Origin of the sequence: Brachybacterium tyrofermentans, from assembly GCF_014897585.1 — a bacterium.
In the GTDB taxonomy this organism is placed as follows: Bacteria; Actinomycetota; Actinomycetes; order Actinomycetales; family Dermabacteraceae; genus Brachybacterium; species Brachybacterium tyrofermentans.
The window spans coordinates 196,354-222,924 of the sequence record NZ_JABUXW010000002.1 but is presented as its reverse complement, the minus strand read 5'-3'; the positions used below and the strand labels follow the sequence as shown (position 1 = coordinate 222,924).

At 69.1% G+C, this 26,571-nt stretch carries 25 protein-coding genes; 20 read left to right on the top strand and 5 right to left on the bottom strand.

Translation table 11 applies throughout. The annotated features are described in order from the left end of the window. From thrC to rho, 3 genes are all read left to right on the top strand, one after another. The gene (gene thrC, locus INT49_RS02240) at nucleotides 1-1,059 is read left to right on the top strand and encodes a threonine synthase (RefSeq protein ID WP_193116087.1); all 1,059 of its coding nucleotides are present in this window, start codon (nucleotides 1-3) and stop codon (nucleotides 1,057-1,059) included. Next, nucleotides 1,056-1,970 carry a homoserine kinase gene (thrB, locus tag INT49_RS02235; protein ID WP_193116086.1) on the top strand — a complete coding sequence of 305 codons (915 nt, stop codon included), beginning with the start codon at nucleotides 1,056-1,058 and terminating at the stop codon, nucleotides 1,968-1,970. Before thrC ends, thrB begins: the two co-directional genes overlap by 4 nt. Before the next feature lie 314 nt (nucleotides 1,971-2,284). Next, nucleotides 2,285-4,522, top strand: a complete 2,238-nt coding sequence (rho, locus tag INT49_RS02230; protein WP_193116085.1) for a transcription termination factor Rho — start codon at nucleotides 2,285-2,287, stop codon at nucleotides 4,520-4,522. Nucleotides 4,523-4,733: 211 nt separating this feature from the next. On the opposite strand, the gene INT49_RS02225 is transcribed toward rho, so the two are convergent. Genes INT49_RS02225 through INT49_RS02215 form a run of 3 tightly spaced genes read right to left on the bottom strand, consistent with a single transcriptional unit; the run spans nucleotide 4,734 to nucleotide 7,851 of the window. Beyond that, nucleotides 4,734-5,627: a carbohydrate ABC transporter permease gene (locus INT49_RS02225; protein ID WP_193116084.1), complete on the bottom strand. Its 894-nt coding sequence runs from the start codon at nucleotides 5,625-5,627 to the stop codon at nucleotides 4,734-4,736. Continuing rightward, entirely contained in the window at nucleotides 5,624-6,604 is a 981-nt protein-coding gene (locus tag INT49_RS02220) for a carbohydrate ABC transporter permease (protein WP_193116083.1), read from the bottom strand. The genes INT49_RS02225 and INT49_RS02220 overlap by 4 nt, the downstream gene beginning before the upstream one ends. Beyond that, the gene (locus INT49_RS02215; protein WP_193116082.1) at nucleotides 6,601-7,851 is read right to left on the bottom strand and encodes an ABC transporter substrate-binding protein; all 1,251 of its coding nucleotides are present in this window, start codon (nucleotides 7,849-7,851) and stop codon (nucleotides 6,601-6,603) included. The genes INT49_RS02220 and INT49_RS02215 overlap by 4 nt, the downstream gene beginning before the upstream one ends. A 297-nt stretch (nucleotides 7,852-8,148) precedes the next feature. Between INT49_RS02215 and INT49_RS02210 the strand changes: the two genes are divergently transcribed. From INT49_RS02210 to INT49_RS02130, 17 genes are all read left to right on the top strand, one after another. Further along, entirely contained in the window at nucleotides 8,149-10,164 is a 2,016-nt protein-coding gene (locus tag INT49_RS02210; RefSeq protein WP_193116081.1) for an aldo/keto reductase, read from the top strand. A 13-nt stretch (nucleotides 10,165-10,177) separates the two neighbouring features. Beyond that, nucleotides 10,178-11,176 carry a LacI family DNA-binding transcriptional regulator gene (locus INT49_RS02205; RefSeq protein ID WP_193116080.1) on the top strand — a complete coding sequence of 333 codons (999 nt, stop codon included), beginning with the start codon at nucleotides 10,178-10,180 and terminating at the stop codon, nucleotides 11,174-11,176. A gap of 166 nt (nucleotides 11,177-11,342) precedes the next feature. Continuing rightward, entirely contained in the window at nucleotides 11,343-11,552 is a 210-nt protein-coding gene (gene rpmE / locus INT49_RS02200) for a 50S ribosomal protein L31 (RefSeq protein ID WP_193116079.1), read from the top strand. A 73-nt stretch (nucleotides 11,553-11,625) separates the two neighbouring features. Next, nucleotides 11,626-12,810, top strand: a complete 1,185-nt coding sequence (gene prfA / locus INT49_RS02195; RefSeq protein WP_193116078.1) for a peptide chain release factor 1 — start codon at nucleotides 11,626-11,628, stop codon at nucleotides 12,808-12,810. Next, the gene (gene prmC, locus INT49_RS02190) at nucleotides 12,807-13,835 is read left to right on the top strand and encodes a peptide chain release factor N(5)-glutamine methyltransferase (protein ID WP_193116077.1); all 1,029 of its coding nucleotides are present in this window, start codon (nucleotides 12,807-12,809) and stop codon (nucleotides 13,833-13,835) included. The genes prfA and prmC overlap by 4 nt, the downstream gene beginning before the upstream one ends. Beyond that, nucleotides 13,832-14,992 (top strand): L-threonylcarbamoyladenylate synthase, encoded by a 1,161-nt coding sequence (locus INT49_RS02185; RefSeq protein WP_193116076.1) that lies wholly within the window; start codon nucleotides 13,832-13,834, stop codon nucleotides 14,990-14,992. The genes prmC and INT49_RS02185 overlap by 4 nt, the downstream gene beginning before the upstream one ends. Continuing rightward, the gene (locus INT49_RS02180; protein ID WP_193116075.1) at nucleotides 14,989-16,113 is read left to right on the top strand and encodes a glycosyltransferase family 4 protein; all 1,125 of its coding nucleotides are present in this window, start codon (nucleotides 14,989-14,991) and stop codon (nucleotides 16,111-16,113) included. The genes INT49_RS02185 and INT49_RS02180 overlap by 4 nt, the downstream gene beginning before the upstream one ends. After that, nucleotides 16,097-16,588, top strand: a complete 492-nt coding sequence (locus tag INT49_RS02175; RefSeq protein WP_193116074.1) for a hypothetical protein — start codon at nucleotides 16,097-16,099, stop codon at nucleotides 16,586-16,588. The genes INT49_RS02180 and INT49_RS02175 overlap by 17 nt, the downstream gene beginning before the upstream one ends. 166 nt (nucleotides 16,589-16,754) lie before the next feature. Then, entirely contained in the window at nucleotides 16,755-17,597 is an 843-nt protein-coding gene (gene atpB, locus INT49_RS02170; RefSeq protein WP_319021478.1) for a F0F1 ATP synthase subunit A, read from the top strand. A 79-nt stretch (nucleotides 17,598-17,676) separates the two neighbouring features. Then, nucleotides 17,677-17,916, top strand: coding sequence for an ATP synthase F0 subunit C (gene atpE / locus INT49_RS02165; RefSeq protein WP_319021471.1), 240 nt, complete (start codon nucleotides 17,677-17,679; stop codon nucleotides 17,914-17,916). 10 nt (nucleotides 17,917-17,926) lie between these two features. Continuing rightward, the gene (locus INT49_RS02160) at nucleotides 17,927-18,466 is read left to right on the top strand and encodes a F0F1 ATP synthase subunit B (protein ID WP_193116073.1); all 540 of its coding nucleotides are present in this window, start codon (nucleotides 17,927-17,929) and stop codon (nucleotides 18,464-18,466) included. 9 nt (nucleotides 18,467-18,475) lie between these two features. After that, nucleotides 18,476-19,291 carry a F0F1 ATP synthase subunit delta gene (locus INT49_RS02155; RefSeq protein ID WP_193116072.1) on the top strand — a complete coding sequence of 272 codons (816 nt, stop codon included), beginning with the start codon at nucleotides 18,476-18,478 and terminating at the stop codon, nucleotides 19,289-19,291. Nucleotides 19,292-19,372: 81 nt separating this feature from the next. Then, entirely contained in the window at nucleotides 19,373-20,998 is a 1,626-nt protein-coding gene (gene atpA, locus INT49_RS02150) for a F0F1 ATP synthase subunit alpha (RefSeq protein WP_193116071.1), read from the top strand. 73 nt (nucleotides 20,999-21,071) lie between these two features. Further along, entirely contained in the window at nucleotides 21,072-21,986 is a 915-nt protein-coding gene (locus INT49_RS02145; RefSeq protein ID WP_193116070.1) for a F0F1 ATP synthase subunit gamma, read from the top strand. Nucleotides 21,987-22,039: 53 nt separating this feature from the next. Beyond that, entirely contained in the window at nucleotides 22,040-23,497 is a 1,458-nt protein-coding gene (gene atpD, locus INT49_RS02140) for a F0F1 ATP synthase subunit beta (protein WP_193116069.1), read from the top strand. Then, nucleotides 23,494-23,766, top strand: coding sequence for a F0F1 ATP synthase subunit epsilon (locus INT49_RS02135; protein ID WP_193116068.1), 273 nt, complete (start codon nucleotides 23,494-23,496; stop codon nucleotides 23,764-23,766). Before atpD ends, INT49_RS02135 begins: the two co-directional genes overlap by 4 nt. 18 nt (nucleotides 23,767-23,784) lie before the next feature. After that, nucleotides 23,785-24,225: a DUF2550 family protein gene (locus tag INT49_RS02130; protein WP_193116067.1), complete on the top strand. Its 441-nt coding sequence runs from the start codon at nucleotides 23,785-23,787 to the stop codon at nucleotides 24,223-24,225. 160 nt (nucleotides 24,226-24,385) lie between these two features. Here the strand turns inward: INT49_RS02130 and INT49_RS02125 are convergent, their stop codons facing one another. Continuing rightward, nucleotides 24,386-25,621 carry an N-acetylglucosamine-6-phosphate deacetylase gene (locus INT49_RS02125; protein ID WP_193116066.1) on the bottom strand — a complete coding sequence of 412 codons (1,236 nt, stop codon included), beginning with the start codon at nucleotides 25,619-25,621 and terminating at the stop codon, nucleotides 24,386-24,388. Nucleotides 25,622-25,664: 43 nt separating this feature from the next. Continuing rightward, nucleotides 25,665-26,372, bottom strand: a complete 708-nt coding sequence (gene nucS, locus INT49_RS02120) for an endonuclease NucS (RefSeq protein ID WP_193116065.1) — start codon at nucleotides 26,370-26,372, stop codon at nucleotides 25,665-25,667. Between the last annotated feature and the right edge of the window lie 199 nt (nucleotides 26,373-26,571).

Genomic DNA, 26,571 nt, shown 5'->3' with positions numbered 1-26,571 from the left:
ATGGCACATCAGTGGCGCGGCGTCCTCGCCGAATATCGTGAACACCTGCCCTTCGCCGACACCGACACCCTGCTCACGCTGGGGGAGGGCGGCACCCCGCTCGTGCCCGCACCGGCGCTGTCCAGGCGGGTCGGCGCGGATGTCCATATCAAGGTCGAGGGCCAGAACCCGACCGGCTCCTTCAAGGACCGGGGCATGGTCTCGGCGATGTCGAAGGCGCTGAACGACGGCGCCACCGCCGTGGTGTGCGCCTCGACCGGCAACACCAGCGCCTCGGCGGCCGCCTACGCGACGGCCGCGGGGATGACCTGCGCGGTGCTGCTGCCCGAGGGCAAGATCGCCGCCGGGAAGCTCGCCCAGGCCGTGGTGCACGGCGCGAAGCTGATCCAGGTGCAGGGCAACTTCGACGACTGCCTCGAGATCGCCCGCAAGCTCGACGCGGAGCATCCCGTCGAGCTCGTGAACTCGGTGAACCCCTACCGCCTGCAGGGGCAGAAGACCGCCGCCTTCGAGGTGAGCGATGCCCTGGGCCGCGCGCCGGACATCCACATCCTCCCGGTCGGCAACGCGGGCAACATCTCCGCCTACTGGATGGGCTACCGCGAGTACCACGAGGCAGGCGTCAACCAGGCGCTCCCCGCCATGTGGGGATACCAGGCCGCCGGCGCCGCACCCTTCGTGGCCGGGCGCCCGATCAGCAATCCCGAGACCGTTGCGACCGCGATCCGGATCGGTGCCCCGGCTTCCTGGGACCTCGCGGTCACCGCCCGCGACGATTCCGGCGGTCTCATCGACGCCGTCTCCGACCAGCAGATCCTCGACGCGCAGAGCCTGTTGGCCGCGGAGGTCGGGATCTTCGTCGAACCGGCCTCCGCCGCGGGTGTGGCGGGCCTGCTCCAGCAGTCCGAGCGCGGCCTGGTCCCCGCCGGCGCGACGATCGCCATCACAGTGACCGGCAACGGGCTCAAGGACATCGACACCGCCCTCTCCCAGCGCGATCTCACCCCCACGGTGATCCCGGTCGACATCGCCGCCGCCGCGGAGGCCATCGGCCTGTGAGGATCCAGAACACGCGAGTCTCCGTCCAGGTCCCGGCGACCTCCGCCAACCTCGGCCCCGGATTCGACACCCTCGGGCTCGCGCTCGGGCTGTGCGACGACCTCGAGCTCGAGGCGACCACCGGGGGGATCGAGATCCACGCCGAGGGCGAGGGCTCGGGATCGGTGCCCACCGGCGAGGAGCACCTCGTCGTGCGGGCGCTGCGCCGGGGCCTCGACCACGCGGGCGCTCCGCAGACCGGGGTGCGCCTGCGCACCGTCAACCGGATCCCGCATGGTCGGGGACTGGGATCGAGCGCCGCGGCCACGATCGCCGGCCTGCTGCTCGCGCGCGGGCTGCTGTCCGATCCCGACGCCCTGGACGATGCCGCCGTGCTGGACCTCGCGACCGAGTTCGAGGGCCATCCGGACAACGCCGCCCCGGCGCTGCTCGGAGGCGTCGTGCTCTCCTGGATGTCCGGCGGCCGTGCGCGTTCCGTGTCGCTCACACACGCTCCAGGCGTGCTGAACCCCGTTGTCCTGCTGCCCTCGAGCACGCTGTCCACGCACCAGGCGAGGGGCCTGCTGCCCGCCGAGGTGCCCCATGCCGATGCCGTCTTCAACGCCTCGCGCACAGGCCTGCTGGTCCACGCGCTCGGCGGGGACCCCGAGCTGCTCATGGAGGCGACGGAGGACCGCCTGCACCAGGAGCAGCGCTCCGCCGGGATGTCCCAGAGCATCGAGCTGATGCGCGTGCTGCGCCAGGAGGGCCACCCCGCCGTGATCTCGGGAGCAGGGCCCTCCGTGCTCGTCCTGTCCGGCCGACGGTCCGAGGTCGCGCCCCTGGTGCGCCGGATCGTCACCGATCCCTCGACGTGGCGGATCGCCCAGGTCCCGCTGCGGGAGAACCCTGCTGCCCCTGTGGTAGGTTGAGCCTGCGTCCAGGCGGCATCGTCCGATGGCGAGCACTGCAGCAGAGTCTGCCGGCAGTGTCCCGTGTCCCGATGCATCCCTGATCAGCGTCACGCATGAACCCTGCGCTCCGCGCACACCGTGCCGAGCAGGCCCGTGCACCAGACGCTGACGCACCCCGAAGCACACCAGCAGGCCGACCATCGGTGCCCTGCACCGTGGCGTCACCTTGCTCGGATGAGCCGCTGAAGCACCCGGACTCCGTCCCTCTGCCCGCAGCGGCAACCAGACCAGAAAAGAATCGGCTCCGTCCGGTTCGACAGGAAGGAACCCGGGTGAACGACACCACCTCCGACGCGGATCTCGCGGCGAAGAAGCTTCCCGAGCTGCAGTCCATCGCGACTGACCTCGGCATCAAGGGCGCGCGGCGCCTCCGCAAGGGCGAGCTCATCGACGCCATCCGTGGGGGCGGGTCCTCTCAGGCCGCGCCCGCCGCTGCGCCTGAGGCCGCTGTCTCGAGCGCGCCGGCCGCCTCCACCGCCCCGGCGGCGTCCACCGAGGACCCGCAGGGCGCGACGCAGCGCGACCGCTCCTCGGCGCGCTCCGCACGCTCCACGTCCACCAGCACCGGCACCGGCACCGGCACCGAGCAGGGTCGCTCGTCGCGGTCCGAGACGGACGAGGCCCCCACCCGGTCGCGGTCGCGGTCCCGCTCGGCTGCTCGTGACCAGGGCGAGGACAACGCCCCGGATCTGGGCCTCGAGCTCCCGGATCGTCAGGGCGGGCGCCGCGGCGGCCGCCGTGAGGACACGCGCCCCGCGGGCGCCGCTCGCGACGACAGCCGTGAGGACGCTCGTCGCGATGACAGCCGCGACGACTCCCGTCGTGACGACAACCGTCGCGACGAGACCCGTCGTGACGAGACCCGTCGTGACGAGGACAACCGTGACGACTCCCGCCAGGGGGGCTCGCGCCGGGACGATTCCCGTCGCACCGCTTCCGACCGGGACGACGAGGGCCGCTCCTCGCAGCAGGGACGCGACGGTCAGGACCGCCGCGGGAACCAGCAGGGTGGCAATCAGCGTCGCCGCCTCGAGGACATCGCGCTGCCGGACCGCTCGGGCGAGAACGACGAGGATCGCAACCAGGGCGACGACTACGACGACGACCGTCGCGGCCGCCCCCGCAGCCGGAACCGCTCGCGCGATCGCAAGCGTCGCGGCCGTGGCCAGAACGACCAGGGCGGTCAGGAGTCCCAGGGCGGGCAGAACTCCCAGGGCGGCCGGAACTCGCAGGGCAACCAGGGCAACCGGAACGATCAGCAGGAGGACTCCGAGCCGCGCGGCGGCGAGGAGCTGATGACGGTCGCCGGAATCCTCGACATCCGCGACAACAACGCCTACGTGCGCACCACCGGGTACCTCCCCGGCCCCAGCGACGTCTACGTGACGATGAATCAGGTCAAGCGCGCCGGTCTGCGCAAGGGTGACGCGATCACCGGCCAGGTCAAGGCTCCTCGCGACGGCGAGGACCACCAGGTCGAGCAGCCGCAGCAGCACCACGGCGGCGGTCGCAACCGTCGCGGCAAGGGCGGCGGCGGTGGCAACAACCAGAGCAAGTACGCCGCGCTGGTCCAGGTGGACACCGTCAACGGTCTGCCCCAGGACAAGGCCCGTTCGCGCGTGGACTTCAGCAAGCTGACGCCGCTGTACCCGGATGAGCGTCTGCGCCTGGAGACCGATCCCAAGGGCCTCGCCCCTCGCCTGATCGATCTCGTCTCGCCCATCGGCAAGGGCCAGCGTGGTCTCATCGTCGCGCCGCCGAAGGCCGGCAAGACGATCATCATGCAGCAGATCGCCAACGCGATCACCACGAACAACCCTGAGGTCCACCTCATGGTCGTGCTGGTCGACGAGCGTCCCGAGGAAGTCACCGACATGCAGCGCACGGTCAAGGGTGAGGTCATCGCCTCCACCTTCGACCGCCCTGCCTCGGATCACACGATCGTCGCGGAGCTCGCCATCGAGCGGGCGAAGCGCCTGGTCGAGATGGGTCGCGACGTCGTGGTGCTGCTGGACTCGCTCACGCGGCTCTCGCGCGCCTACAACCTCGCCGCTCCGGCCTCGGGCCGCATCCTCTCCGGTGGTGTCGACGCCTCCGCGCTCTACCCGCCCAAGCGCTTCTTCGGTGCGGCGCGCAACATCGAGCACGGCGGCTCGCTGACGATCCTCGCCTCTGCCCTGGTGGAGACCGGGTCCAAGATGGACGAGGTCATCTTCGAGGAGTTCAAGGGCACCGGCAACATGGAGCTGCGCCTGTCCCGTCACCTCGCGGACAAGCGCATCTTCCCGGCCGTGGACGTCAATGCCTCGGGCACCCGTCGCGAGGAGGAGCTCATGGGCAAGGAGGAGCTGGCCATCATGTGGAAGCTCCGCCGTGTCCTGGGGTCCCTCGAGCAGCAGCAGGCTCTCGAGCTGCTCATGGAGCGGGTCAAGAAGACCCAGTCCAACACCGAGTTCCTCATGACGGTCCAGAAGAACACGCCGAGCGTGAACGGTCGCAGCGCCGACTGACGCGCCAGCATGCCTGTCGACGGGGCGTCTCCCACCGGGAGGCGCCCCGTCGTCATGCTGTGGCGACCCCACGCATCGGACTGCGTGGCCCGCGGCCCGCGGAGGGCAGACTGCGTGGGCAACACGCCGACCCGATCCACGAGAACGTGTCGTCGCTGGCACGTTCTCGTGGAATGGGCGAGCAGGGGCTTGTCGGTCGGTCGTCGGCGGCTCAGCCCTTGATCGCGCCAGCGGCGATGTTGGCGATGAAGTGCCGCGAGCCGATGATGAACACGCCGATCAGCGGGACCACACTGATGAGGGCGCCGGCCATCACCATCCCGTAATCGGTGAGGTACAGCGAGTTGAGGTTCTGCAGGGCCGTCTGCAGGGTCTGGCGTTCCGGATCCACTAGCACGATCAACGGCCACACGTAGTCGTTCCATGCGGTGATGAAGGTGAAGATGCCGAGGAAGGCGAGGCCCCCGCGGAGGAGAGGCACGCCCACCCTCCAGTAGGTGGTGAAGAATCCGGCGCCGTCGATCCGTGCCGATTCCACGAGCTCGTCGGGGATGGATCCCGCCGCCATCTGCCGCAGCAGGAAGATGCCGAAGGCGTTCGCGGCGCCCGGGACTATCAGCGCCTGCAGCGTCCCTACCCAGCCCAGTTCCGACATCAGGATGAAGCTCGGGACCAGGGAGAGGCTTCCGGGCACCAGCATGGTGGCGATCAGCAGGATGAACAACGGCTTCTTGCCCGGGAAGTCGAACTTCGCGAAGGCGAAGGCCGCCAGGGAGTCGAAGAACATCACCAGGGCAGCGCTGGCCGTGGAGACGATGATCGTGTTCACCAGGGCCTGCAGCAGGTCGACGCTGGAGACGACGCTGCGCACGTTCTCCGCGAAGCTGCTGCCGACGGTGAGCTTCGGCGGGTAGCCGAAGATCTCCCCGGTGGTCGAGGTCGACATCACGATCAGCCAGTAGAACGGGAAGATCGACAGCAGCACGCCGGTGATCACGCACAGGTGGGTGACGACGGCGACGAGCCGGCCCCGCGCCACGTAGTGCGCGTTCGGGCGGTGTGCATCTGCCGTGCTCTTCGGTGCGGCCGGTTTCAGTGCGGTCATCCTCGGGCCTCCTTGGTCCGTACAGCGCGTCGCACCGTGTCGTCACCACGTCCGGAGACCAGGCGCCAGTTGATGATCGCGAAGATGGCGGCGATCAGGAACAGGGCCCAGGCGATCGCCGAGCCGTAGCCGAAGTCGAACTGGGTGAACGCCTGGTTGTATTGGTAGAGCACGATCGTCATGCCCGCCTCGCCGGCGCCGCCGGAATCTCCGAGCAGCACCTGGGGCTCGGTGAACAGGCTCAGGCCGCCGATAGTCGAGGTGATCACCGTGAACAGGATGATGGGGCGCATCATCGGCACCGTCACCCGGAAGAAGACCTGCGACAGGTTGGCTCCGTCGACCTTCGCGGCGTCGTACAGGTCTGTGGAGATGGACTGCAGGCCCGCGAGATAGATGATCGCGTTGTAGCCGGTGAATCGCCAGATCACCATGACCGCGATCGTGATCTTGATGCCCCAGGGGCTCGACAGCCACGGCACGGCGTCCAGGCCCACCGCGGTGAGAGCAGAGTTCACCAGGCCGAAGGTGTCGGAGAAGACCGATCCGAAGACGATCGCCATCGCCACCATCGAGGTGACGTTGGGCAGGAAGAAGGCCACTCGGTAGAACTTCGTGAACCGGATGTTCTGGTGCAGCAGGAACGCGATGACCATCGCGAAGAACAGCATCGGGATGGTCGAGAGGAACCAGATGATGAAGGTGTTGCCGACGGAGTTCCAGAAGCGGCCGTCGGTGAGCAGGAACTTGTACTGCGCCAGGCCCACGAAGGACATCTCTCCCATTCCGTCCCAGTCCATGAAGGACAGGACGATGGAGAACAGGATCGGGAACAGGCCGAAGACGGCGAACAGCAGATAGAAGGGGGAGATCGCCAGGTAGAGCGGCAGCACCTCCCGGATCTTCCGCTTTCGCTTGGCGGTGGGATCCGCGGGGGTGAGGGCGTCGCGCGGCCGCGTCGGGATTGCGGTGCTCATGAGAAGACTCCTCGCTTGAGGAGGACGCGCTCCGCCTGGCCGATCGCATCGTTCCAGGCGGCCTCGGAATCCTTGCCGGAGGTCTCCACGTTCGAGAGCTCGAGGACGAACTTGCCCATGATGAAGGTCTCCGCGTTGCTGATGAACGAGGAGGGGACCGATTCCGCAGCGGTGGAGAAGAACGCGAGCGGGTCCTGGTCCCCGTAGAAGTCTCCGGAGTAGGTCAGATCCTCGAAGGAGGCGGGTGTGGAAGGGAACAGCGACTCGTCCTGGTAGGCGGCGGCCTGGTTCTCGGGAGAGTTGATCCAGGTGATGAAAGCGAGGGCGGCCTCCGGGTCCTTGCAGGTGTGGGGAAGCGCGGCGAAGGAGCCGCCGCTGTTGCCAGGACGGACCGGCTGTGACGCGAGGCGCCAGGCGCCGGCGGTGTCGGGAGCGGACTGCTGGAGGACCTGGGCCCACCAGGCCGCCCCGATGTTCCCGGCGGTGCGGCCGCTGGCCCAGGCAGCGTTCCGGTCGGTGTCGCGTTCCCGCGGGATCTTGGCCGTCACACCGGCCTCGACGGCGGCGACCGAAGTGTCCCACGCCTGACGGACGGCGCTGTCTGGCCGCAAATAGAGGGCCTTGTCGTCGGTGTCGAAGAAACGTTCCGGGCTCGCGTTCAAGAATTCTTCGAAGACGTTCAGCGCGTCGTTGACGAGGAAGGCGTCGGCCGCACCCTTGAGCTCGGTGCCGAGCGCGATCCAGTCCTCCCAGGTGGTGATCGCCGCCGAAACCTCCGCGGGCGTGCTCGGCAGGCCCGCCTCCTCGAAGATGTCCTGGCGGTAGAAGTAGCCCGTCGGGCCGATGTCCAGGGGGAAGAAGCAGAAGCGGCCGGTCGGGGTCGTCCCGAGGTTCCACTTCCACTCGTAGTAGTCGTCCTTGACGGAGTCCGCGCCGAGCTCGGACAGATCCAGGAACAGGTCCTCGTTGGTGAAATAGAGGGCGTTGTTGGAGTTGATGTAGGTGATGTCGGGGATGTAAGCGTCGCCGGCCAGACTGGTGCGGAGCTTGGTGTCGAAGCTGGTGCCGATCACATCGGCTCGGAGATGGCGGTCGGTGCCGGGGATCTCCTGGCTCGCCTGCTCCAGCAGATCTCGACTGGCTGATCGGTCCCAGAACCACAGCACGAGTTCATCGGGGTCCTCGGAGATCGTCGGGTCCGAGCCGCAGCCGGCGAGGGCCAGCGGGAGCAGCCCGGCGCCGAGCATCAGGGATCGTCTCGAAGGACGACCGTGCGGTGGGGAACTTCGTAATGGACGTCGTGTGAGCGCAGCGCTCATACGCACCCTCCTCGTTGAGTGGCAGTCGCAATACCGTGAACGTTCACGGGTGACGCAGATCATGCCATCGTGGCATCCGTGCGTCAACGGTTCGGCCGGCGGTCGTCATCATGGATCCGCGCCAACCAGTGCGCTTGTGGAGCCGCGGGGGCCGGGATAGGGTGAGAGGGTCGTGAACGTTCACGACTCTTACTGGCCTCGAACTCGAAGGACGACGACGTCTCCATGAGCACCTCCTCCACCCCGTTCCGCTGGGCGATCCTCGGCCCGGGCGGCATCGCCCGACGCTTCGCCTCTCAGCTCCCCTCCTCGCTGGACGGCGTCCTGGTTGCCGTCGGGAGCAGCTCTCCCGAGCGCGCCAGCGCCTTCGCCGAGGAATTCCCCCTCGCCGAGCCCGCACTGCTAGGCACCTATGAGGAGGTCCTCGCCTCCGACGAGGTCGATGGCGTCTACGTCTCCACGGTTCACACCGGCCACGCTCGCCTGGCCGCGGCCGCCCTCGAGGCCGGCAAGCACGTGCTGTGCGAGAAGCCCCTGACTCCGAACTCGGGCACCACGATGGCGCTGAACGACCTCGCGGCCCGCAGCGGAAAGGTCCTCCTGGAGGCGTACATGTACCGCTTCCACCCGCAGACGGTGAAGGTCCTCGAGCTCGTCGCCGACGGCGCGATCGGCGACGTCACGCACGTCGACGCCTCCTTCGCCTTCGACACAGGCGGCCGCAGCGGCCGCCTGTTCGACACCGCCACCGCGGGCGGCGGGATCCTCGACGTCGGCTGCTACCCGCTGTCCTTCGCCCGCTTCGTCGCCGGCGCCGCCCAGGGCAGGGCGTTCGTCGACCCGACCGCGCTGCAGGGCAGCGGCACCCTCGGCGAGACGGGCGTGGACGAATGGGCCACCGCCGAGGTCGCTCTCCCCGGCGACATCACCGCGAGCCTGCGCACCGGAGTGCGCCTGTCCGATCCGCAGTCGGCGACGATCACGGGATCCCGGGGCGTCATCCGTCTGTCCGACCCGTGGGGTCTGTCGGAGAAGCAGGCCATCGAGCTCGACGTGGTCGGCGAGGAGCCCCAGCGCATCGAGATCCCGGCCGCTTCCGCCTACGCCCTGGAGGCCGACGCGCTGGCGAGGGCCGCGCGCGACGGGGGAGTCGTCCCCGAGGTCACCCCGGAGAACACGCTCGGACAGGCCCGTGCGCTGGACCTCTGGCGTGAGGAGATCGGGCTGCGCTTCCCGTTCGAGGCCGACGACGCGGACATCCCTACCCTCACCGGGCGTCCGCTCGCCGCGTCCAGCGTGCAGTCAGGGCCCGCGATGGCCTACGGGTCGCTCCCAGGGATCGACAAGAAGGTCTCGCGCCTGGTGATGGGCTGCGACAACCAGATGAACCTGGCCCATGCGTCGGCGATGTTCGACGCCTTCTACGAGATCGGCGGCACCACCTTCGACACCGCTTACATCTACGGCGGCGGCCACGTCGAGAAGCTGTTCGGGAAGTGGGTGCAGAACCGAGGTGTCCGCGAGGACGTCGTTGTGATCACCAAGGGCGCCCACACCCCGCACTGCGACCCGGAGTCGATCACGCGTCAGCTCGAGGAGTCCCTCGAGCGTCAGGGCACCGACTATGCGGACCTCTACATGATGCATCGGGACAACCCCGAGATCCCGGTCGGGGAGTTCGTCGACGTCATGGACGAGCATCTGCGGGCCGGGCGCATCCGCGCCTACGGCGGCTCCAACTGGACCCCCGCCCGGGTGGACGAGGCCAACGAGTACGCCCGCGCGAACGGACGCACGGGCTTCACGATCCTCTCCAACCACTTCGGCCTGGCCGAGGCGCTGGACGTGCCGTGGGCGGGTTGTGTGCATGCGACCGATGCGGATTCCAAGGCATGGCTCGAGGAGCGCGGCATCGCGCTGCTGCCGTGGTCCTCCCAGGCGCGAGGATTCTTCACTGGGCGGGCGCACCCCGAGGACCGCTCCGATGCGGAGCTCGTGCGCTGCTACTACAGCGATGAGAATTTCGAGCGCCTGGCCCGGGCAGAGGCCTTGGGTGCCGAGCGCGGGGTGCCCGCGACGGCGATCGCCCTCGCCTTCGTGCTGCACCAGAAGTTCCCGACGTTCCCGCTGTTCGGCCCGCGCAGCATTGCCGAGATGCGCTCGTCGACCCTCGGACTCGGAGTCGAACTCTCCGAGAGCGACCTCGCGTGGCTCGACCTGCGGGCCGAGCAGCGGGCGTGACAGACTTCCGCGCATGACGCAGCAGGCCAGCACCCCCGGCACGCACCGTGCGACGATCATCGACGTCGCGGCGCGCGCCGGGGTCTCCCGGCAGACGGTCTCGCGGGCGATGAACGACATGCCCGGCATCAGCGTCGCCACTCGTGAACGAGTGCTCGACGCCGCACGCGAGCTCAGCTACCGCCCCTCCCGCTTCGGGCGGGGCCTGGTCGAGCAGGGTCCCATCACCCTCGGCCTGGTGGTGATGGACCTGACCAACGCGTATTACGGGGAGCTGGGTACGGCAGTGGTGCGTGCCTGCGCTCCGTACGGGTGGAACGTGGTCTTGGTCGAGGCGGAGAACGCTGTTGATCCGGAGGGCGTCGCCGCTGACCTGGCGCGCCGGGTCGACGCGATCGTCGGCTACGGCGTGGGGACCGGCGACATCCGCGGCGGCGCGGGCATGCCCGTGGTGCAGCTGGACGGCGGCCGGAAGCATCTCGACGCCGGAGGCGTGGTCGAGCAGCTGTTCGCAGAGGCGATGCCCGAGCTCGTGGGGCACCTGCAGGATGTGGGCGTGCGGCGCCCGCTGGTGCTTGACCTGACCGGCGGCCCGATAGGCGGCCGGGCTCTCACTCTCGCTGCTGCACTCCGCGAGCTGACGGATGACGGCGAGGTGCTGATTCATGAGGTCGACGCCCGCACCGGTCACCGTGAGGCCCTCGAGGTGGCGCTGGCGACCGGGGCCGACGCCCTCATCGCCTTCAACGACGAGCTCGCGGTGCGCCTGCTGCGCGCACTGCGCTCGATGGAGATCGAGGTTCCCGGCCAGGTTCGCCTCGTAGGCATCGACGGACTTGAGATCGGATCGCTGGTGACTCCCGAGCTCACTTCGTTGAGCATCGACATCGAGGCGGTGGCGCGGGAGACCGTCGAGCTGGTGGCAGGGATGCTCGAGGGGACCGTTCCGCTGAAGGGGCCAGATGCACATCGAACGGTGCCCTATCACCTGGAGGTCCGCGCCTCGACCTGAGATGTCGTGCCCGTCCCGCGGCCGTCCACCACCTGGATTCGCGATGTTGCGCACGCCGCATCCCGATTCCTCGCTCCGGGGCCGTGTGCCGTGGCAGACTGTGACGTCGGTTCTGGTTCACGGCGCCCGGCCGGGCGCCGACCCAGCGACCCCGAGAAGGAGAGACATGAAGGCTGATATTCACCCCACGTACGTCGAGACCCAGGTCAAGTGCACCTGCGGTAACTCGTTCACCACGCGCAGCACCAAGACCGATGGTGCGATCAGCACCGAGGTCTGCTCCGCGTGCCACCCCTTCTACACCGGCAAGCAGAAGATCCTGGACACCGGCGGCCGCGTGGCCCGCTTCCAGGCCCGCTACGGCAAGAAGGCCTGACACCGAGTCTCCGACGCCGGTGCGCGCCCCAGGGCGTGCACCGGCGTCGTCGCATGTGAGGGCGTGATGGTAGATGAAGGACGACGACACCACTGACTGTCACGGTGGCCGTGATGGCCGTGATGCTGGTGGAGATCGTGATGCCCGTCTGGAGCCGTTGCGCAGCGAGCACGCCCGGCTGCAGGAGTCGATGGCCGATCCCGCTCTCCATGACGACCCCGCCCGCGCACGACGGGTCGGTCGTCGGTACGCGGAGGTCGACACGGTGCTGGCCGCCGCCGCCGACATCGAGTCGACGACCGCGGATCTCGAGACCGCCCGTGAGCTGATCGAGCTGGGAGAGGGAGACGACGAGCTGACGGCCGAGGCCGAGCAGCTCACGATCCGCCTCGAGAGCGAGCGCGAGCACCTCGAGGATCTCCTCGCCCCCCGGGATCCCGATGACGCGCGGGATGTCCTCCTCGAGATCAAGGCCGGCGCCGGTGGCGAGGAGTCCGCCCTGTTCGCGGCCGAGATGCTGCGCATGTACCGCTCCTACGCGGAGCACAAGGGCTGGCGCGTCGAGGTCCTCACCTCCGCGGAGTCCGAGCTCGGCGGGTTCAAGGACGTCACGACGGCGATCACCGCGCGCGCCGGCACCACCCCGGCCGACGGCGTCTATGCCCACCTCAAGCATGAGGCCGGCGTGCACCGGGTGCAGCGCGTGCCCGTCACCGAGTCCGCGGGGCGCATCCACACCTCCGCGGTGGGCGTGCTGGTGCTGCCCGAGGCTGATGAGGCCGACGAGGGCGAGGTGCTCGCCGAGGCGATGGCGGCATCGAACCTGCGCATCGACGTGTACCGCTCGAGCGGACCTGGTGGGCAGAGCGTGAACACGACCGATTCCGCCGTGCGCATCACCCATCTCCCCACGGGGCTCGTGGCCTCCTGTCAGGACCAGAAGAGCCAGCTGCAGAACCGTGAGCAGGCGATGCGCATCCTCCGCACCCGCCTGCTGGATGCGCGCCGGGCGGAGCAGGAGGCGCAGTCCTCCGCGGCTCGCCGCTCCCAGGTGCGCACCGTCGATCGCAGCGAACGCATCCGCACCTACAACTTCCCCGAGTCACGGGTCGCCGATCACCGCACCGGCTACAAGGCGGGGAACCTCGCCAGCGTGCTCTCCGGCGACCTCGACGATCTGATCGCCTCCTCCCGGGACGCCGCGCGCGCCACCCGCCTCGAGGACGCCCAGCGCACCGCAGCCGAGGACGCCCGATGAGCATCGATCCCGCGGCCATTGATCCGATTGTTCCCTCCGAGTCCTCCGAGTCCTCCGAGTCCTCAGCGGCCCCCGCGGCTCCGGCGCTGTCCGGCGCTGCGGCGCGGGGCCGTCTGCGCACCGCCCTCGCCGAGACCACGGAGCGCCTCGGGGCCGCCGGAGTGCCCTCGCCCAGCGTCGATGCGCGTGCTCTGATCGCCGCGGCCGCGCGCACCGATCGACCCCTCGTGCTGCTCGACGAGCTGCCGGAGACCTTCGCTGCGGATCTCGAGGCGGCCACCGCTCGCCGCGAGCAGCGCGAGCCGCTCCAGCTCATCCTGGGCCGTGCCCCGTTCCGTCGGCTGATGCTCGCCGTGCGCCCCGGGGTGTTCATCCCGCGACCGGAGACCGAGCTCGCCGTCGATCTGCTGCGCGAGGAGGCCGTCGGCCCGCTGGGCACCGTGGTGGACCTGTGCACCGGCAGCGGGGCGCTGGCCGCGGCGGTCCTCGACGAGATGCCTGACTCCCGCGTCACCGCGGTCGAGGTCGACCCGGCGGCGATCGAGCTCGCACGGGAGAACCTCGAGATGGCCGGCCCCGGCCGCGGCCGCGTGCTGTCCGCCGATCTGACCGCGGCCCTGCAGGACCCCTCGAGCCCCTCCGCGGCGGTCCTCGCCGAGCTGTGCGGGGAGGGGCACGTGGACGCCGTCGTCTCCAACCCGCCGTACATCCCGCCCGAGGCCGTGCCCCGCGATGCCGAGGTGCTCGACCACGATCCGCATCGTGCCCTCTTCGGCGGCGGCCCGGACGGTCTGGAGGTGCCGCGCGCCGTGATCGCCTGGGCCGCCCGACTGCTGCGACCTGGGGGAGTGCTGGTCATGGAGCATGCGGACGTCCAGGGTGAGGCGGCACGGCGAGCCGCCGCACAGCACGGCGGCTTCGATTCCCTGCGCACCGCCCGTGACCTCACCGGCCGAGACCGCTTCCTGGTCGCCCGCCGTGCCGACGAAGACCCCGACCCCGGAAGTGAGACACTGACCTCGTGAGCGTGCATGACACCCAGAACCCAGAATCCCGCGACGCCGCGCTGACGGCTGCGACCGATGCCGTCCGTGACGGCAAGCTGATCGTGCTGCCGACGGATACCGTCTACGGCATCGGCGCCGACGCCTTCACCCCGGACGCCGTCAACGCCCTGCTCGATGCCAAGGGCCGAGGTCGCGACGTGCCGCCGCCGGTCCTCGTGGGCGATCACGCCGTGCTGCTGGCCCTGGCCACCGATGTGCCCGATTACGTCGAACAGCTCGCGGAGGAGTTCTGGCCCGGCCCGCTGACCATCATCCTCACCGCCCAGCCCTCGCTGACCTGGGACCTGGGGGAGACCCGTGGGACCGTCGCCCTGCGCATGCCGGACGACGAGATCGCGCTGGCGCTGCTGCGCCGCACCGGTCCGCTCGCCGTCTCCAGCGCGAACCGCAGCGGGAAGCCCGCCGCGCTCACCGTGCTCGATGCCGCGACGCAGCTCGGGGACAGCGTCGAGGAGTACCTCGACGGAGGAACTGCCAGGATCGGCACCAGCTCGACCATCCTCGACGCCACCGTGGAGCCCGCGGAGATCGTCCGCGAAGGTAGCCTCACCAAGGAACAGATCATCGCGGCCGTCGGCGACATCTTCGCCGCCCCCGTTCCGGAGGTCTCCGAGGACGACGCCGACGTGGAGGGCTCGCCCGAGGCAGCCGACGACGGTTCGCTCGCGGAGGGCGCGTCCGCTGACGGCGCTCTCGCTGATGGTTCTGCGGCGGACCTCTCCGCTGCCGACCACTCTGCCGCCGACGGCACCGCTTCCGACGACACCGCTCCCGACGGTGGTGCCCCGCAGGGCGACTCCGCAGGCGACAGTCCTGCCGAGAGCAGTCGGGCGACCCCGGCCGAGACCACTGGCGCCGCCGCGGGCGCCCCGGCGCTCGACCTCCCGTCCGAGCCCGACCTGGGCCGGTCCGCGACGACCCCCGCTGAGGCCGCCGTCCCCGCTGTCCCTGCAGACCTCGCTGCCGACGATCTCGCTGCTGGCGATCCCGCTGCCGATGATCTCGCAGCTGGTGATCCCGTTGCCGGCGATCTCGGTGCCGACGGTGCGACGCCGACCGTGGCGGACGCCTCGACGACCGAGGGCGGGCGCGGCGAGGGACACGCTGCGGGGTGAGGATCTATCTCTTCGTCCTGCTGATCTCCGCTGCGGTGACGTACCTCGTCACCCCGGCCGTGAGGCTCCTGGCCCGCCGAGCCGGGGCGATGACCGCGGTGCGGGAGCGGGACGTGCACGATGCCGTCACCCCTCGTCTGGGCGGCCTCGCGATGCTCGCCGGAGTGGCGGCCGCGATGGTGGTGGCCAGCAACATCCCCTTCCTCGAGGGCCTGTTCGAGGACACCCGCCAGCCCTGGGCCATCCTCGCCGCCGCCGGTCTCGTCTGCCTGCTCGGCGCCGCGGATGACAAGTGGGACCTCGACTGGATGACGAAGCTGGCGGGGCAGATCCTCGCCGCGATGCTCCTGGCCTGGCAGGGCGTCAGCCTGGTGTCCCTGCCGATCGGCGGTGTGACCATCCTGTCGGAGCGCTCGGCGCTGATCCTCACCGTGCTCGTGGTCGTGGTCTGCATGAACGCGGTGAACTTCGTCGACGGCCTCGACGGACTCGCCGCCGGGGTGATGGCCATCGGGGGCTCCGCGTTCTTCGTGTATGCGTACACGCTCACCCGCAACGCCTCCACCACGGACTACTCCTCGCTCGCCGCTCTGCTCACGGCGGTGATGATCGGCGCCTGTCTGGGCTTCCTGCCCCACAACATGACCCGTGCCCGGATCTTCATGGGGGACTCCGGGTCGATGCTGCTGGGCCTCCTCCTGGCCGCGAGCACCATCGCGGTGACCGGCCAGGTCGATCCCGCACGACTGTCGGGGGCGGACTTCTTCGGGCAGTTCCTGCCGATCCTCCTGCCGATCGGCGTGATGGTCATCCCGTTCCTCGACTTCGCACTGGCAGTCGTGCGGCGGATCGGCTCGGGGAAGTCCCCGTTCCATGCCGACAAGGCCCATCTGCATCACCGGCTGCTGCGCCTGGGGCACTCCAAGCGCACCGCCGTCCTGATCATGTACACGTGGACGGTGGTGGTGTCGGTCGGACTGCTCCTGCCGATCGTGCTGTCCACCCAGGCGGTCCTGATCTTCTGGGCGTGCGGGCTCCTGTTCGCGCTCCTGCTGACCTTCGACCCGCTCAGATGGCGCCCCGGGCGCCGCCGGAAGGAATCCGATGTCCCCTCGTCCTGACAGCTCCGCCACCCCCACCGGGAGGACGCCGCGTCGCCGCGCCGTGGGCGACCGCGCCATGCAGCGGGCCCTGATCCTGGCGCTCGTGGTCGGCATGGTGCTCGACGTCGTGGTCATCGTGATCGCCGCCATGAGCTCGGACCAGCCGGCACTCGTCGGTGCGCTCATCGGCACGGGCCTCACGCTCGTGGTGGTGCTGCCGACGCTCGCGATCACCTTCGCCGGTCCGAGGCTGACGCCGGTGACCATGGCGGCCACCGTGCTCGGCAGCTGGGCGGTCAAGATGCTTGTTGTGATCCTCGTCCTGATCGTGGTGCGGGACATGGGTGGCGTCTCCACCCGGTGGATCGGACTCGCACTGCTGGTGGGCGCGGTCTCGGCCGTGGCGGTGGAGGTCACGCTGCTGGCACGGTCCCGTCAGCCCCTCGATGTGGAGCAGGTCGCAGACCCCCCTGATGACCAGTCCGGATCCTGACTCTCTGTTATGATTTCCAAGGTGCTCGACTGCTGATCACGGTGCAATACCGCAGCGAGTTCGACCACTGATCGACCACCCGGAACGCCTAGCGTCGTCCATCGTCGTACGCATGGTGGCCGCTACGGGATGGACTCGATCAACATGACGGCCACGGCCGACGCAGCTGCGTCCGGCCACACGACCACGGGAGATCGAGCTGAACACCGCAGACCTCAGCCCCACGCTGTACGCAGAGGGCGATTCGCTCTTCCACATCCCGAGCCTGGCGGAATTCTTCCCGCCGCCGATCCTTTTCGCCGGGACCCCGTTCGAGTTCAACCGGGTGCAGCTCGTGCGCCTGATCGTGATCGCGGTCGTCCTCATCGTGATGTGTGTGATCGCCTCCCGGGCCAAGCTGGTCCCCGGCCGCGCGCAGAGCATCGTCGAGATGCTGATCGAGTTCGTGCACGGCACGATCATCCAGAACACCCTGGGGATCCGGGAAGGTCGACGCTTCGCCCCCTTCCTGATCACCCTCTTCTTCCTCATCCTCGCGATGAACCTCGCCGGGGTGGTCCCGGGCATGAACCTCGCGGGCACCTCCGTGATCGGCTTCCCGCTGCTGCTGGCGCTGTGGACCTTCGTGACCTACGTGGTCGCCGGGATCAAGAAGCACGGGCTGGGCGGCTACCTCAAGCACGAGACCATGCCTCCCGGTGTGCCGAAGCCGATCTACATCCTGCTGATCCCGATCGAGTTCCTGCAGGTCATCCTGATCCGCTGGGCCTCGCTCACGATCCGACTCCTCGCGAACATGGTCGCCGGCCACATCATGCTGGTCGTCTTCATCGGGCTGACCCAGGGGCTGCTGCTCTCGGGCACCTGGCTCATCGTGGCCTCCCCGTTCGCCGGAGCCCTCGCGATCGGCATCTACGGCTTCGAGATCTTCGTCGCCGCGCTGCAGGCCTTCATCTTCACGATGCTGGCCGCGGTGTACATCCAGATGGCTTCCTCGGACGAGCACTGAGCGCTCGCCTCCGTTCCCGCACCTCCCCGCAAGACCCCTGTCTGCCGCCCGCCCGGGCGGCACAACGAAAGGAATCCCCGTGGACCCGATGATCCTCTCCGAAATCAACGGCAACGTCGCGTCGATCGGCTACGGCCTCGCCGCTATCGGCCCCGGTATCGGCATCGGCATCATTGTCGGCAAGACCGCTGAGGCCACCGCGCGCCAGCCCGAGCTGCGCGGCCAGCTGCAGACCACCATGTTCATCGGTATCGCCTTCACCGAGATCCTGACGCTGCTGGCCATCGTCACCGGCCTCATCTTCGGCGGAACGGCCTGAGGCACCCCTGATGCTCAACGCTGAAGCAGAAGTTCCCGGCTACAAGCTGCTGCTGCCGGAGACCTCGGAGATCATCTGGACGTTGATCTTCGTCGTGATCTTCGCCGTCGTCTTCATGAAGTTCGTCCTGCCGCGACTCACCGCAGTGCTCGATGAGCGTTCGGAGAAGATCGAGGGCGGGCTGAAGAAGGCCGAAGAGGTCCAGCAGCAGGCTGATGATCTCAAGGCCACCCAGGAGCAGGAGCTCGCCGCCGCTCGCCAGGAAGCCGCAGGCATCCGCGAGAAGGCACGCCAGGACGGCGCACGCATCGTCGAGGAGGCCAAGGCTCGCGCCGAGGCCGAGTCCGACCGGGTGCTCGCCTCCGGCCGTCAGCAGCTGTCCGCGGAGCGCCAGACGGCCTCCACGCAGCTTCACAGCGAAGTCGGATCGCTCGCGAGCGACCTGGCTTCCAAGATCGTCGGGGAGTCCCTCACCGATGATGAGCGATCCCGCCGCGTGATCGACCGGTTCCTGGACGACCTCGAGTCGAGCCAGTCCGCCACCCGATAAGGACCAGTGATGCGAGGAACTTCCTCCACCTCGTTCGCCGAGGTCGTCCAGCAGGCCCAGTCCGTCTTCGCGACGGACGGGCTCTCCCTGGACAGCACCGCGGACGAACTGTTCGCGATCGCCGATGCGATCGACTCCAGCAATCAGCTCGTGCGTCTGCTCAGCGACTCCGGTCGCGACGCCGAGGTGAAGGAGTCGGCCGTCCGTGCGCTGCTGACCGGCAAGGTCAGCGACGCCGCCCTCGGCCTCACCCTCGAGGTCGTGCGTCGGCGCTGGTCCGAGCAGGAGGACATCCTCGACGCCCTGGAGCGGCTGGGGGTGACCGCCCTGCTGGAGCAGTCCGAGCGCGAGAGCGTCCTCGGCCAGGTCGAGGAGGAGCTCTTCCAGGTCTCGCGACTGATCGACGACAGCGCCGAGCTGTCCTCGAGCTTCGACGACACCCGAGGGGATCCTGCGGCCCGCGGGCGGGTCGTCCGAACGCTGCTCGAGGGACGTGTCCACCGGCTCACGGGGGCCCTCGCGGTCCGCGCCGTGTCCCGGCGCACCGAGCTGAAGCCCTCGCGCCGTGTGCGCGAGATCGCGGAGTTCGCCTCGGACCGTCGTCGCCGCCTCCTCGCCGTGGTCGAGACCTCTCGTCCGCTCGACGAGGCGCAGCAGTCTCGTCTCGCCGCGGTCCTGGCCGGCATCTACGGCCGTGAGGTGCAGATGAACCTCGAAGTCTCACAGGACGTCGTGGGCGGTCTGCGGATCCATGTCGGAGACGACCTCTACGACGCAACCGTCCTCGCGCGCCTCGCCCAGGCCCGCGAACACCTGGTGTCCTGACGGCTCCGGCCGCGGCACCTGCCCCAGCACCACACATCACCCCCGCAGCGACGGGACCACGAGAGGAAGCGAAGCACCGCGATGGCTGAGCTCACGATCCGCCCGGAGGACATCCGGCAAGCACTGGACACCGCCGTGTCCACCTACCAGGCAGGTTCCACCGACCGCGAGGAGATCGGCCGGGTCACCGAGTCGGCCGACGGCATCGCCCGCGTCGAGGGCCTGCCCAACGTCATGGCCAACGAGCTGGTCCGCTTCGAGAACGGGGAGCTCGGCCTCGCGCTGAACCTCGAGCTCAGCGAGATCGGCGTCGTCGTCCTCGGCGAGTTCTCCGGCATCGCAGAGGGCCAGGAGGTCCGTCGCACCGGCGAGGTCCTCTCCGTGCCCGTCGGCGACGGCTACCTCGGCCGCGTGGTCGACCCCACCGGCGCGCCGATCGACGGCCTCGGCACGATCGACACCGTCGGCCGCCGCGCCCTGGAGCTCCAGGCTCCCGGCGTCATGCAGCGCAAGAGCGTCAAGGAGCCCCTGGCGACCGGGATCAAGGCCATCGACGCCATGACCCCGATCGGCCGCGGTCAGCGTCAGCTGATCATCGGTGACCGCCAGACCGGCAAGACCGCGATCGCGCTGGACACGATCCTGAACCAGAAGGCGAACTGGGAGAGCGGCGACCCGGAGAAGCAGGTCCGCTGCATCTACGTCGCCGTCGGCCAGAAGGGTTCGACCATCGCCTCGGTGCGCTCGACGCTCGAGCAGGCCGGAGCCCTGGAGTACACGACGATCGTCGCGGCCCCGGCCTCCGACCCGGCTGGCTTCAAGTACATCGCGCCCTACGCGGGCTCCGCGATCGGTCAGCACTGGATGTACGAGGGCAAGCACGTCCTCATCGTCTTCGACGACCTCTCCAAGCAGGCCGAGGCGTACCGCGCCGTGTCGCTGCTGCTGCGGCGTCCGCCGGGCCGCGAGGCCTACCCGGGCGACGTCTTCTACCTGCACTCTCGTCTGCTCGAGCGTTGCGCGAAGCTGTCCGACGAGCTGGGCGGCGGCTCGATGACCGGTCTGCCGATCATCGAGACCAAGGCCAACGACGTCTCGGCCTACATCCCGACCAACGTCATCTCGATCACCGACGGCCAGTGCTTCCTGCAGTCGGACCTGTTCAATGCGAACCAGCGCCCGGCGGTCGACGTCGGCATCTCGGTCTCCCGCGTCGGCGGCTCCGCCCAGACCAAGGCCATGAAGGCCGTCTCGGGCACGCTGAAGATCTCGCTCGCGCAGTACCGCGACCTCGAGGCCTTCGCGATGTTCGCCTCGGACCTGGATGCCGCGTCCAAGCAGCAGCTGAACCGCGGTGCCCGCCTCATGGAGCTGCTCAAGCAGAACCAGAGCTCGCCCTTCCCCATGGAGGAGGAGGTCGTCTCGATCTGGGCCGGCACCAAGGGCAAGTTCGACGACATCGATCTCGAGGACGTCCGCGACTTCGAGTCGCATCTGCTGGAGCACCTGCGCCACAACGGCGGCGTGCTCGACGCGATCCGCAGCACCAACAAGTTCGAGTCCGCGACCGAGGAGGAGCTGTCCAGCATCCTCGACGAGGTCAAGAAGGACTTCCTCGCGGGCAAGGGCAAGAGCGCAGGCGTCAACGACGTCAGCGAGCGCCTCGACGACGAGGACATCGAGCAGGAGAACATCGTCCGCGGCTGATCCGATTCATCCGTGCCCGCCCGGGAGGGCGGGCACGGCGGACGCCGGCTTCACGCCACGCACGAGGAGAGACATGGGAGCACAGCAGAGGGAGTACAAGAAGCGGATCAAATCCGCTCAGGGCATGAAGAAGATCTTCAAGGCCCAGGAGATGATCGCCGCCACGCGCATCGCCAAGGCGCATGCCCGTGTGCTCGCCACGACGCCGTACGCCGATGCCATCTCGCAGGCCATCGGAGCGGTGGCGATGCACTCCACCGACTTCGCGCATCCCTTCCTGGAGCAGGACCGCGCGCAGACCGGCCGTGTCGCGATCCTGCTGATCACCTCTGATCGCGGCATGGCGGGCTCGTACTCGCCCAACGCGATCCGTGAGGCGGAGGAGCTCGGCAACTCGCTGCGCGACGAGGGCAAGACCGTGGACATGTACATCGTCGGCCGCAAGGGCGACTCGTACTACCGGTTCCGCAACCGTCCGTCGGTCAAGACGTGGACTCCGTACAAGGAGGAGGAGCTCGCGCTCCTCGGCCACGAGATCGCCGAGACCCTCACCGAGGTGCTGCTCAGCGAGGACCCCGCGGTCCACGTCGATGAGCTGTACCTGGTCGGAACCCGCTTCAAGAGCAGGTTCCAGCAGTTCGCACGCGTCTCCCGGCTGGTGCCGATGGGCATCGTGGAGGCCGAGGACGGCGGCGAGAAGCCGACGTTCCCGCTCTACGAGTTCACCCCTGACGCCGAATCCGTCATGGGCGAGCTCATCCCGCGATACGTCGAGTCGCGCATCGTGAACACCCTGATGCAGTCCATCGCCTCGGAGCACGCCTCCCGGCAGCGAGCGATGCAGACCGCGACGGACAACGCACAGACCCAGATCGACAAGTTCACCCGACTGGCGAACACCGCTCGCCAGGCGGAGATCACGCAGGAGATCACGGAGATCGTCGGCGGCGCCGACGCCCTCTCCGGATCCGGGCGCACCGAACGCTGAGACCTCTGCCCAGCGCTCCCGAGCGCCGGCCCGACCCCTTGGAGAGAAGCCACATGACCACCACAGCTCCCGCCCCCGCCACCGCGACCGGTCGTATCGCGCGTGTCACCGGCGCCGTCGTCGACATCGAGTTCCCGCCCGGGAACATCCCCGCCATGTACAACGCGCTCACCGCGCAGGTCGAGGTGAGCGGCGCAGGCCTCGCCTCGACGCTCCTCACCCTGGAGACCGCCCAGCACCTCGGTGACGGCATGGTCCGCGCCATCGCGCTGAAGCCCACCGACGGTCTCGTCCGCGGCCAGGACGTCACCGACACCGGCGCCCCGATCTCGGTGCCCGTCGGCGACGCGACCCTCGGCACCGTCTTCGACGTGGTCGGCAATGCGCTGAACCTCCCCGAGGGCGAGACCCTCCAGGTGTCCGAGCGCTGGCCCATCCACCGCCAGGCGCCGAACTTCGACCAGCTGGAGTCCAAGACCCAGATGTTCGAGACCGGCATCAAGTCGATCGACCTCCTGACCCCGTACGTGCAGGGCGGCAAGATCGGCCTGTTCGGCGGCGCCGGCGTCGGCAAGACGGTCCTCATCCAGGAGATGATCTACCGCGTGGCGAACAACCACGACGGCGTCTCTGTGTTCGCCGGTGTCGGTGAGCGCACCCGTGAGGGCTGGGACCTCATCGAGGAGATGACCGAGTCGGGCGTCATCGAGAAGACCGCCTTGGTCTTCGGCCAGATGGATGAGCCGCCGGGCACGCGTCTGCGCGTGGCCCTCTCGGCCCTGACCATGGCGGAGTACTTCCGCGATGTGCAGTCCCAGGACGTGCTGCTGTTCATCGACAACATCTTCCGCTTCACCCAGGCGGGCTCCGAGGTGTCGACCCTGCTGGGCCGCATGCCGTCGGCCGTGGGCTACCAGCCCAACCTCGCGGACGAGATGGGTGTGCTCCAGGAGCGCATCACCTCGACCCGCGGACACTCGATCACCTCGATGCAGGCGATCTACGTGCCGGCCGATGACTACACCGACCCGGCCCCGGCGACCACCTTCGCCCACCTCGACGCCACCACGGAGCTCTCCCGCGAGATCGCCTCGCGCGGTCTGTACCCGGCGATCGACCCCCTGACCTCCACCTCGCGGATCCTCGACCCGCAGTACGTGGGCCAGGACCACTACGACACCGCGGTGCGCGTGAAGATGGTGCTGCAGCGCAACAAGGAGCTGCAGGACATCATCGCGATGCTCGGCGTCGACGAGCTCTCCGAGGAGGACAAGGTCACGGTGTCGCGTGCGCGCCGCATCCAGCAGTTCCTCTCGCAGAACACCCACCTCGCCAAGCAGTTCACCGGCGTGGACGGCTCGGACGTCTCGCTGCGCGACACGATCGAGGGCTTCAAGGGCATCTGCGACGGCGAGTTCGACCACATCACCGAGCAGGCGTTCTTCAACGTCGGCGGGATCGACAAGGTCATGGAGAACCACCACCGCATCCAGAAGGAGCTCGGAGCGTGAGTGCTCTCGAGGTCACCTTCGTCACCAGCGGTCGCACCGTGTGGTCCGGTCAGGCCGCCCAGGTGGTCGTGCCTGCTGCCGACGGTTCCATGGGCATCCTGCCGCAGATGCAGCCCACGCTCGCCGTTCTCGGCGACGGTCAGGTGCGCATCATCGACGCGGACGGTTCGGTCGCCGAGCGCACCGTCCATGGCGGCTTCGTCTCCGTGGACTCCGACCGTGTCACCATCGGTGTCGACGACGCCGAGCTGCTCGAGTCGGATCACTGAGCGGCGCCTGAACAGTTCATGATCGATCTGAGCATCCCGATCCTCCTCCTGGGGGTCGGGATGCTCTTCGTCGTGATGGCGGTGTATCTGGTGGGTCGGCAGATCGCCCTGAGCCGTCAGCGCGGCGCCTTCGAGTGCTCCCTGCAACGGCGCGGCCTGGTGACCAGGTCGAGCTGGCAGCACGGGTTGATGCGCTTCGGCACCGATCGTCTGCGATGGCATCGGGCCTTCTCGCTGCGGGTCCGTCCCGAGGTGGTCATCCGACGCCTCGAGCTGCTCGACGTGTCCCGGCGCCGCCTGCCCTCCCGCATCGCGGGCGAGGAGGACAGCTTCCTGGTGGAGTTCACGCTGCGCGGCGGGCGCACGATCGTCGCGATCGTGGATCTCGCCTCCGGGGCTGCGCTGAACTCCTGGATCGAGGCAGCTCCGACCGGCCTCGTGATGGGCGACGCGGACTGACTGACCGCGGCCACGGTGCCGTACGAACCGTTGATCGTCGGGCTGACGGCTGACGGCTGACGGCTGACGGCTGTCGGCTCTCGATCCGCCAGCCCGCTAGGCAGCTCTGGACCTGTCGGCCCCGGACCTGCCACCCCTGGACCACTTGGCCCTCGTCCAGCTAGGCGCCGACCCGCTGGCCGCCCCGCAGCACGGAGACGGGCCGGAGGTCGGTGTCCGTGAGCACGATGTCGGCCCGGCGTCCCGGTGCGAGAGATCCGAGGCGATCCTGCTGACCCAGCACCGTGGCCGGGACCACGGACGCCGCACGGACGGCGCGCACCAGGTCGACGCCGGCCTCGAGGACGGCGAACCGCACCACGTCGAGCAGATGCGCAGTCCCTCCGGCGATCGCGGTGCCGCCGGTGAGGGTCGCGACCCCGGCATCGACGGTGACGTCGAGCGAGCCGAGGCTGTACTGGCCATCCGGCATCCCGGCCGCGGCCATCGCGTCGGTCACCAGCGCCACGCAGTCATCGGCGGCGAGGGCGAAGACATGGGCGACGGTGCGTGCATCGAGGTGCACACCATCGGCGATGACCTCGACGACGAGATCCGCGCGGGCTGCGGCGTCCAGCGCTGCGAGCGCGGGGCCGGGATCACGATGGTGGATCGGCCGCATCCCGTTGAACAGATGGGTGGCCGTAGGACGGGCGGAGCGCCCGTGCTCCCGGCGCAGCTGGTCACCGGCCAGCGCGACGGCGCTGGTCATCTGGGTGCTGGAGCCGTCGGTGTGTCCGAGGGAGGGGATGGCGCCGACCTCGGCGAGGGCTTCGATCACCGCGTCTGCACCCTCCGCCTCCGGGGCGACGGTCATGGTGGCGAGTGCTCCACCGGCGATCTGGGCGAGCTCCCGCACCAGATCCGCATCGCCGGCGGTGATGTGCTCGGGGTTCTGGGCGCCCCGACGGGCCACGGAGAGGAACGGGCCCTCGAGGTGGATGCCGGCGATCTCTCCGTCGGCCGTGAGCTGCGCGAGCTGCCCGACCCGGTCGCGCAGGGTGGCCGCGTCCGCCGTGACCAGGGAGGCGACCAGAGAGGTGGTTCCGTGCCGGCGGTGCTCACGCACCGCGGTGAGCATCTCCTCGGCGGAGGTGGAGTCGGGGAAGGAGACGCCGCCGCCGCCATGGCAGTGCAGGTCGACCAGTCCGGGAAGGATGAGCCCCTCGTGCTGGAGGGTCTTCACGGCGGTGTGCTCGGGAGCGTGCGCGGAGGGACCGGACCAGATGATGTCCTGCCCGGAGACGAGCACCAGGGCGTCAGGCACGAGCCCCTGCTCGAGCAGCGCCGTGCCGCGCAGAGCGAGATCGGCGGAGACCGCCGCGGGGGAGTGGTCCGTGCTGGCAGCGGTGCTCAAGGCAGCTCCTGGTGCGGTGGGGTGAGCGGGGCGGGTGGGGAGATCAGAACAGCCGGGAGTCGACGTCGTCGATCCCGCGCAGGGCGTCGTAGTCCAGCGTCACGCAGTCGATCCCGCGATCACCGGCGAGGACGCGGGCCTGGGGCTTGATGGCCTGGGCGGCGAAGATGCCGCGCACGGGGGCCAGGAGGGGGTCGCGGTTGAGCAGCTCGAGATACCGGGTCAGCTGTTCGACGCCGTCGATCTCGCCGCGGCGCTTGATCTCGATGGCCACCGATCCGCCGTCCGCGTCACGGGCGAGGATGTCGACCGGCCCGATGGCGGTGCCGTACTCCCGGCGCACGAGCGACCAGCCGTCGCCCAGGGTCTCGATGTTCTGCGCCAGCAGCGCCTGGAGATGCGCTTCGACGCCGTCCTTCTGCAGGCCGGGATCGACACCCAGCTCATGGGCGGAGTCCTCGAAGATCTCGTGCAGCCGCACCCGCAGCCGGTCACCGGTCTTGGTATGGGTGACGTCCCACTGCTCGATCCACTCGCCCTCGGGGTCGTCGACGGCGTCCGCGTCCTCGCGACGCGTGGTCGCCAGGGTGCAGGGCGGGCTCATCCAGTTCAGGGGTTTATAGCTGCCCCCGTCGGAATGGATCAGCACGCTGCCGTCGGCCTTCACGATGAGAAGGCGTGGGGCCAGCGGGAGGTGGGCGGTGAGTCGACCGGTGTAGTCGACGGAGCAACGGGCAACAACGAGACGCACTCCGCCAGGGTACGTCACCGATCCGGAGGATCCGACGCCGGAGGCTCATTGCGCGCCTGATGAGAGGCCCATGGGGCGCTCATGAGGGGATCTTTACCGAGGTGCACATAGTCACGGGGGACTGTTGCCGCGCACGGCACCGCCCTATCGTGGATGAATCTGCCACCTTGGCCCGTCGGGGCCGCTCTGAAGGAGCACT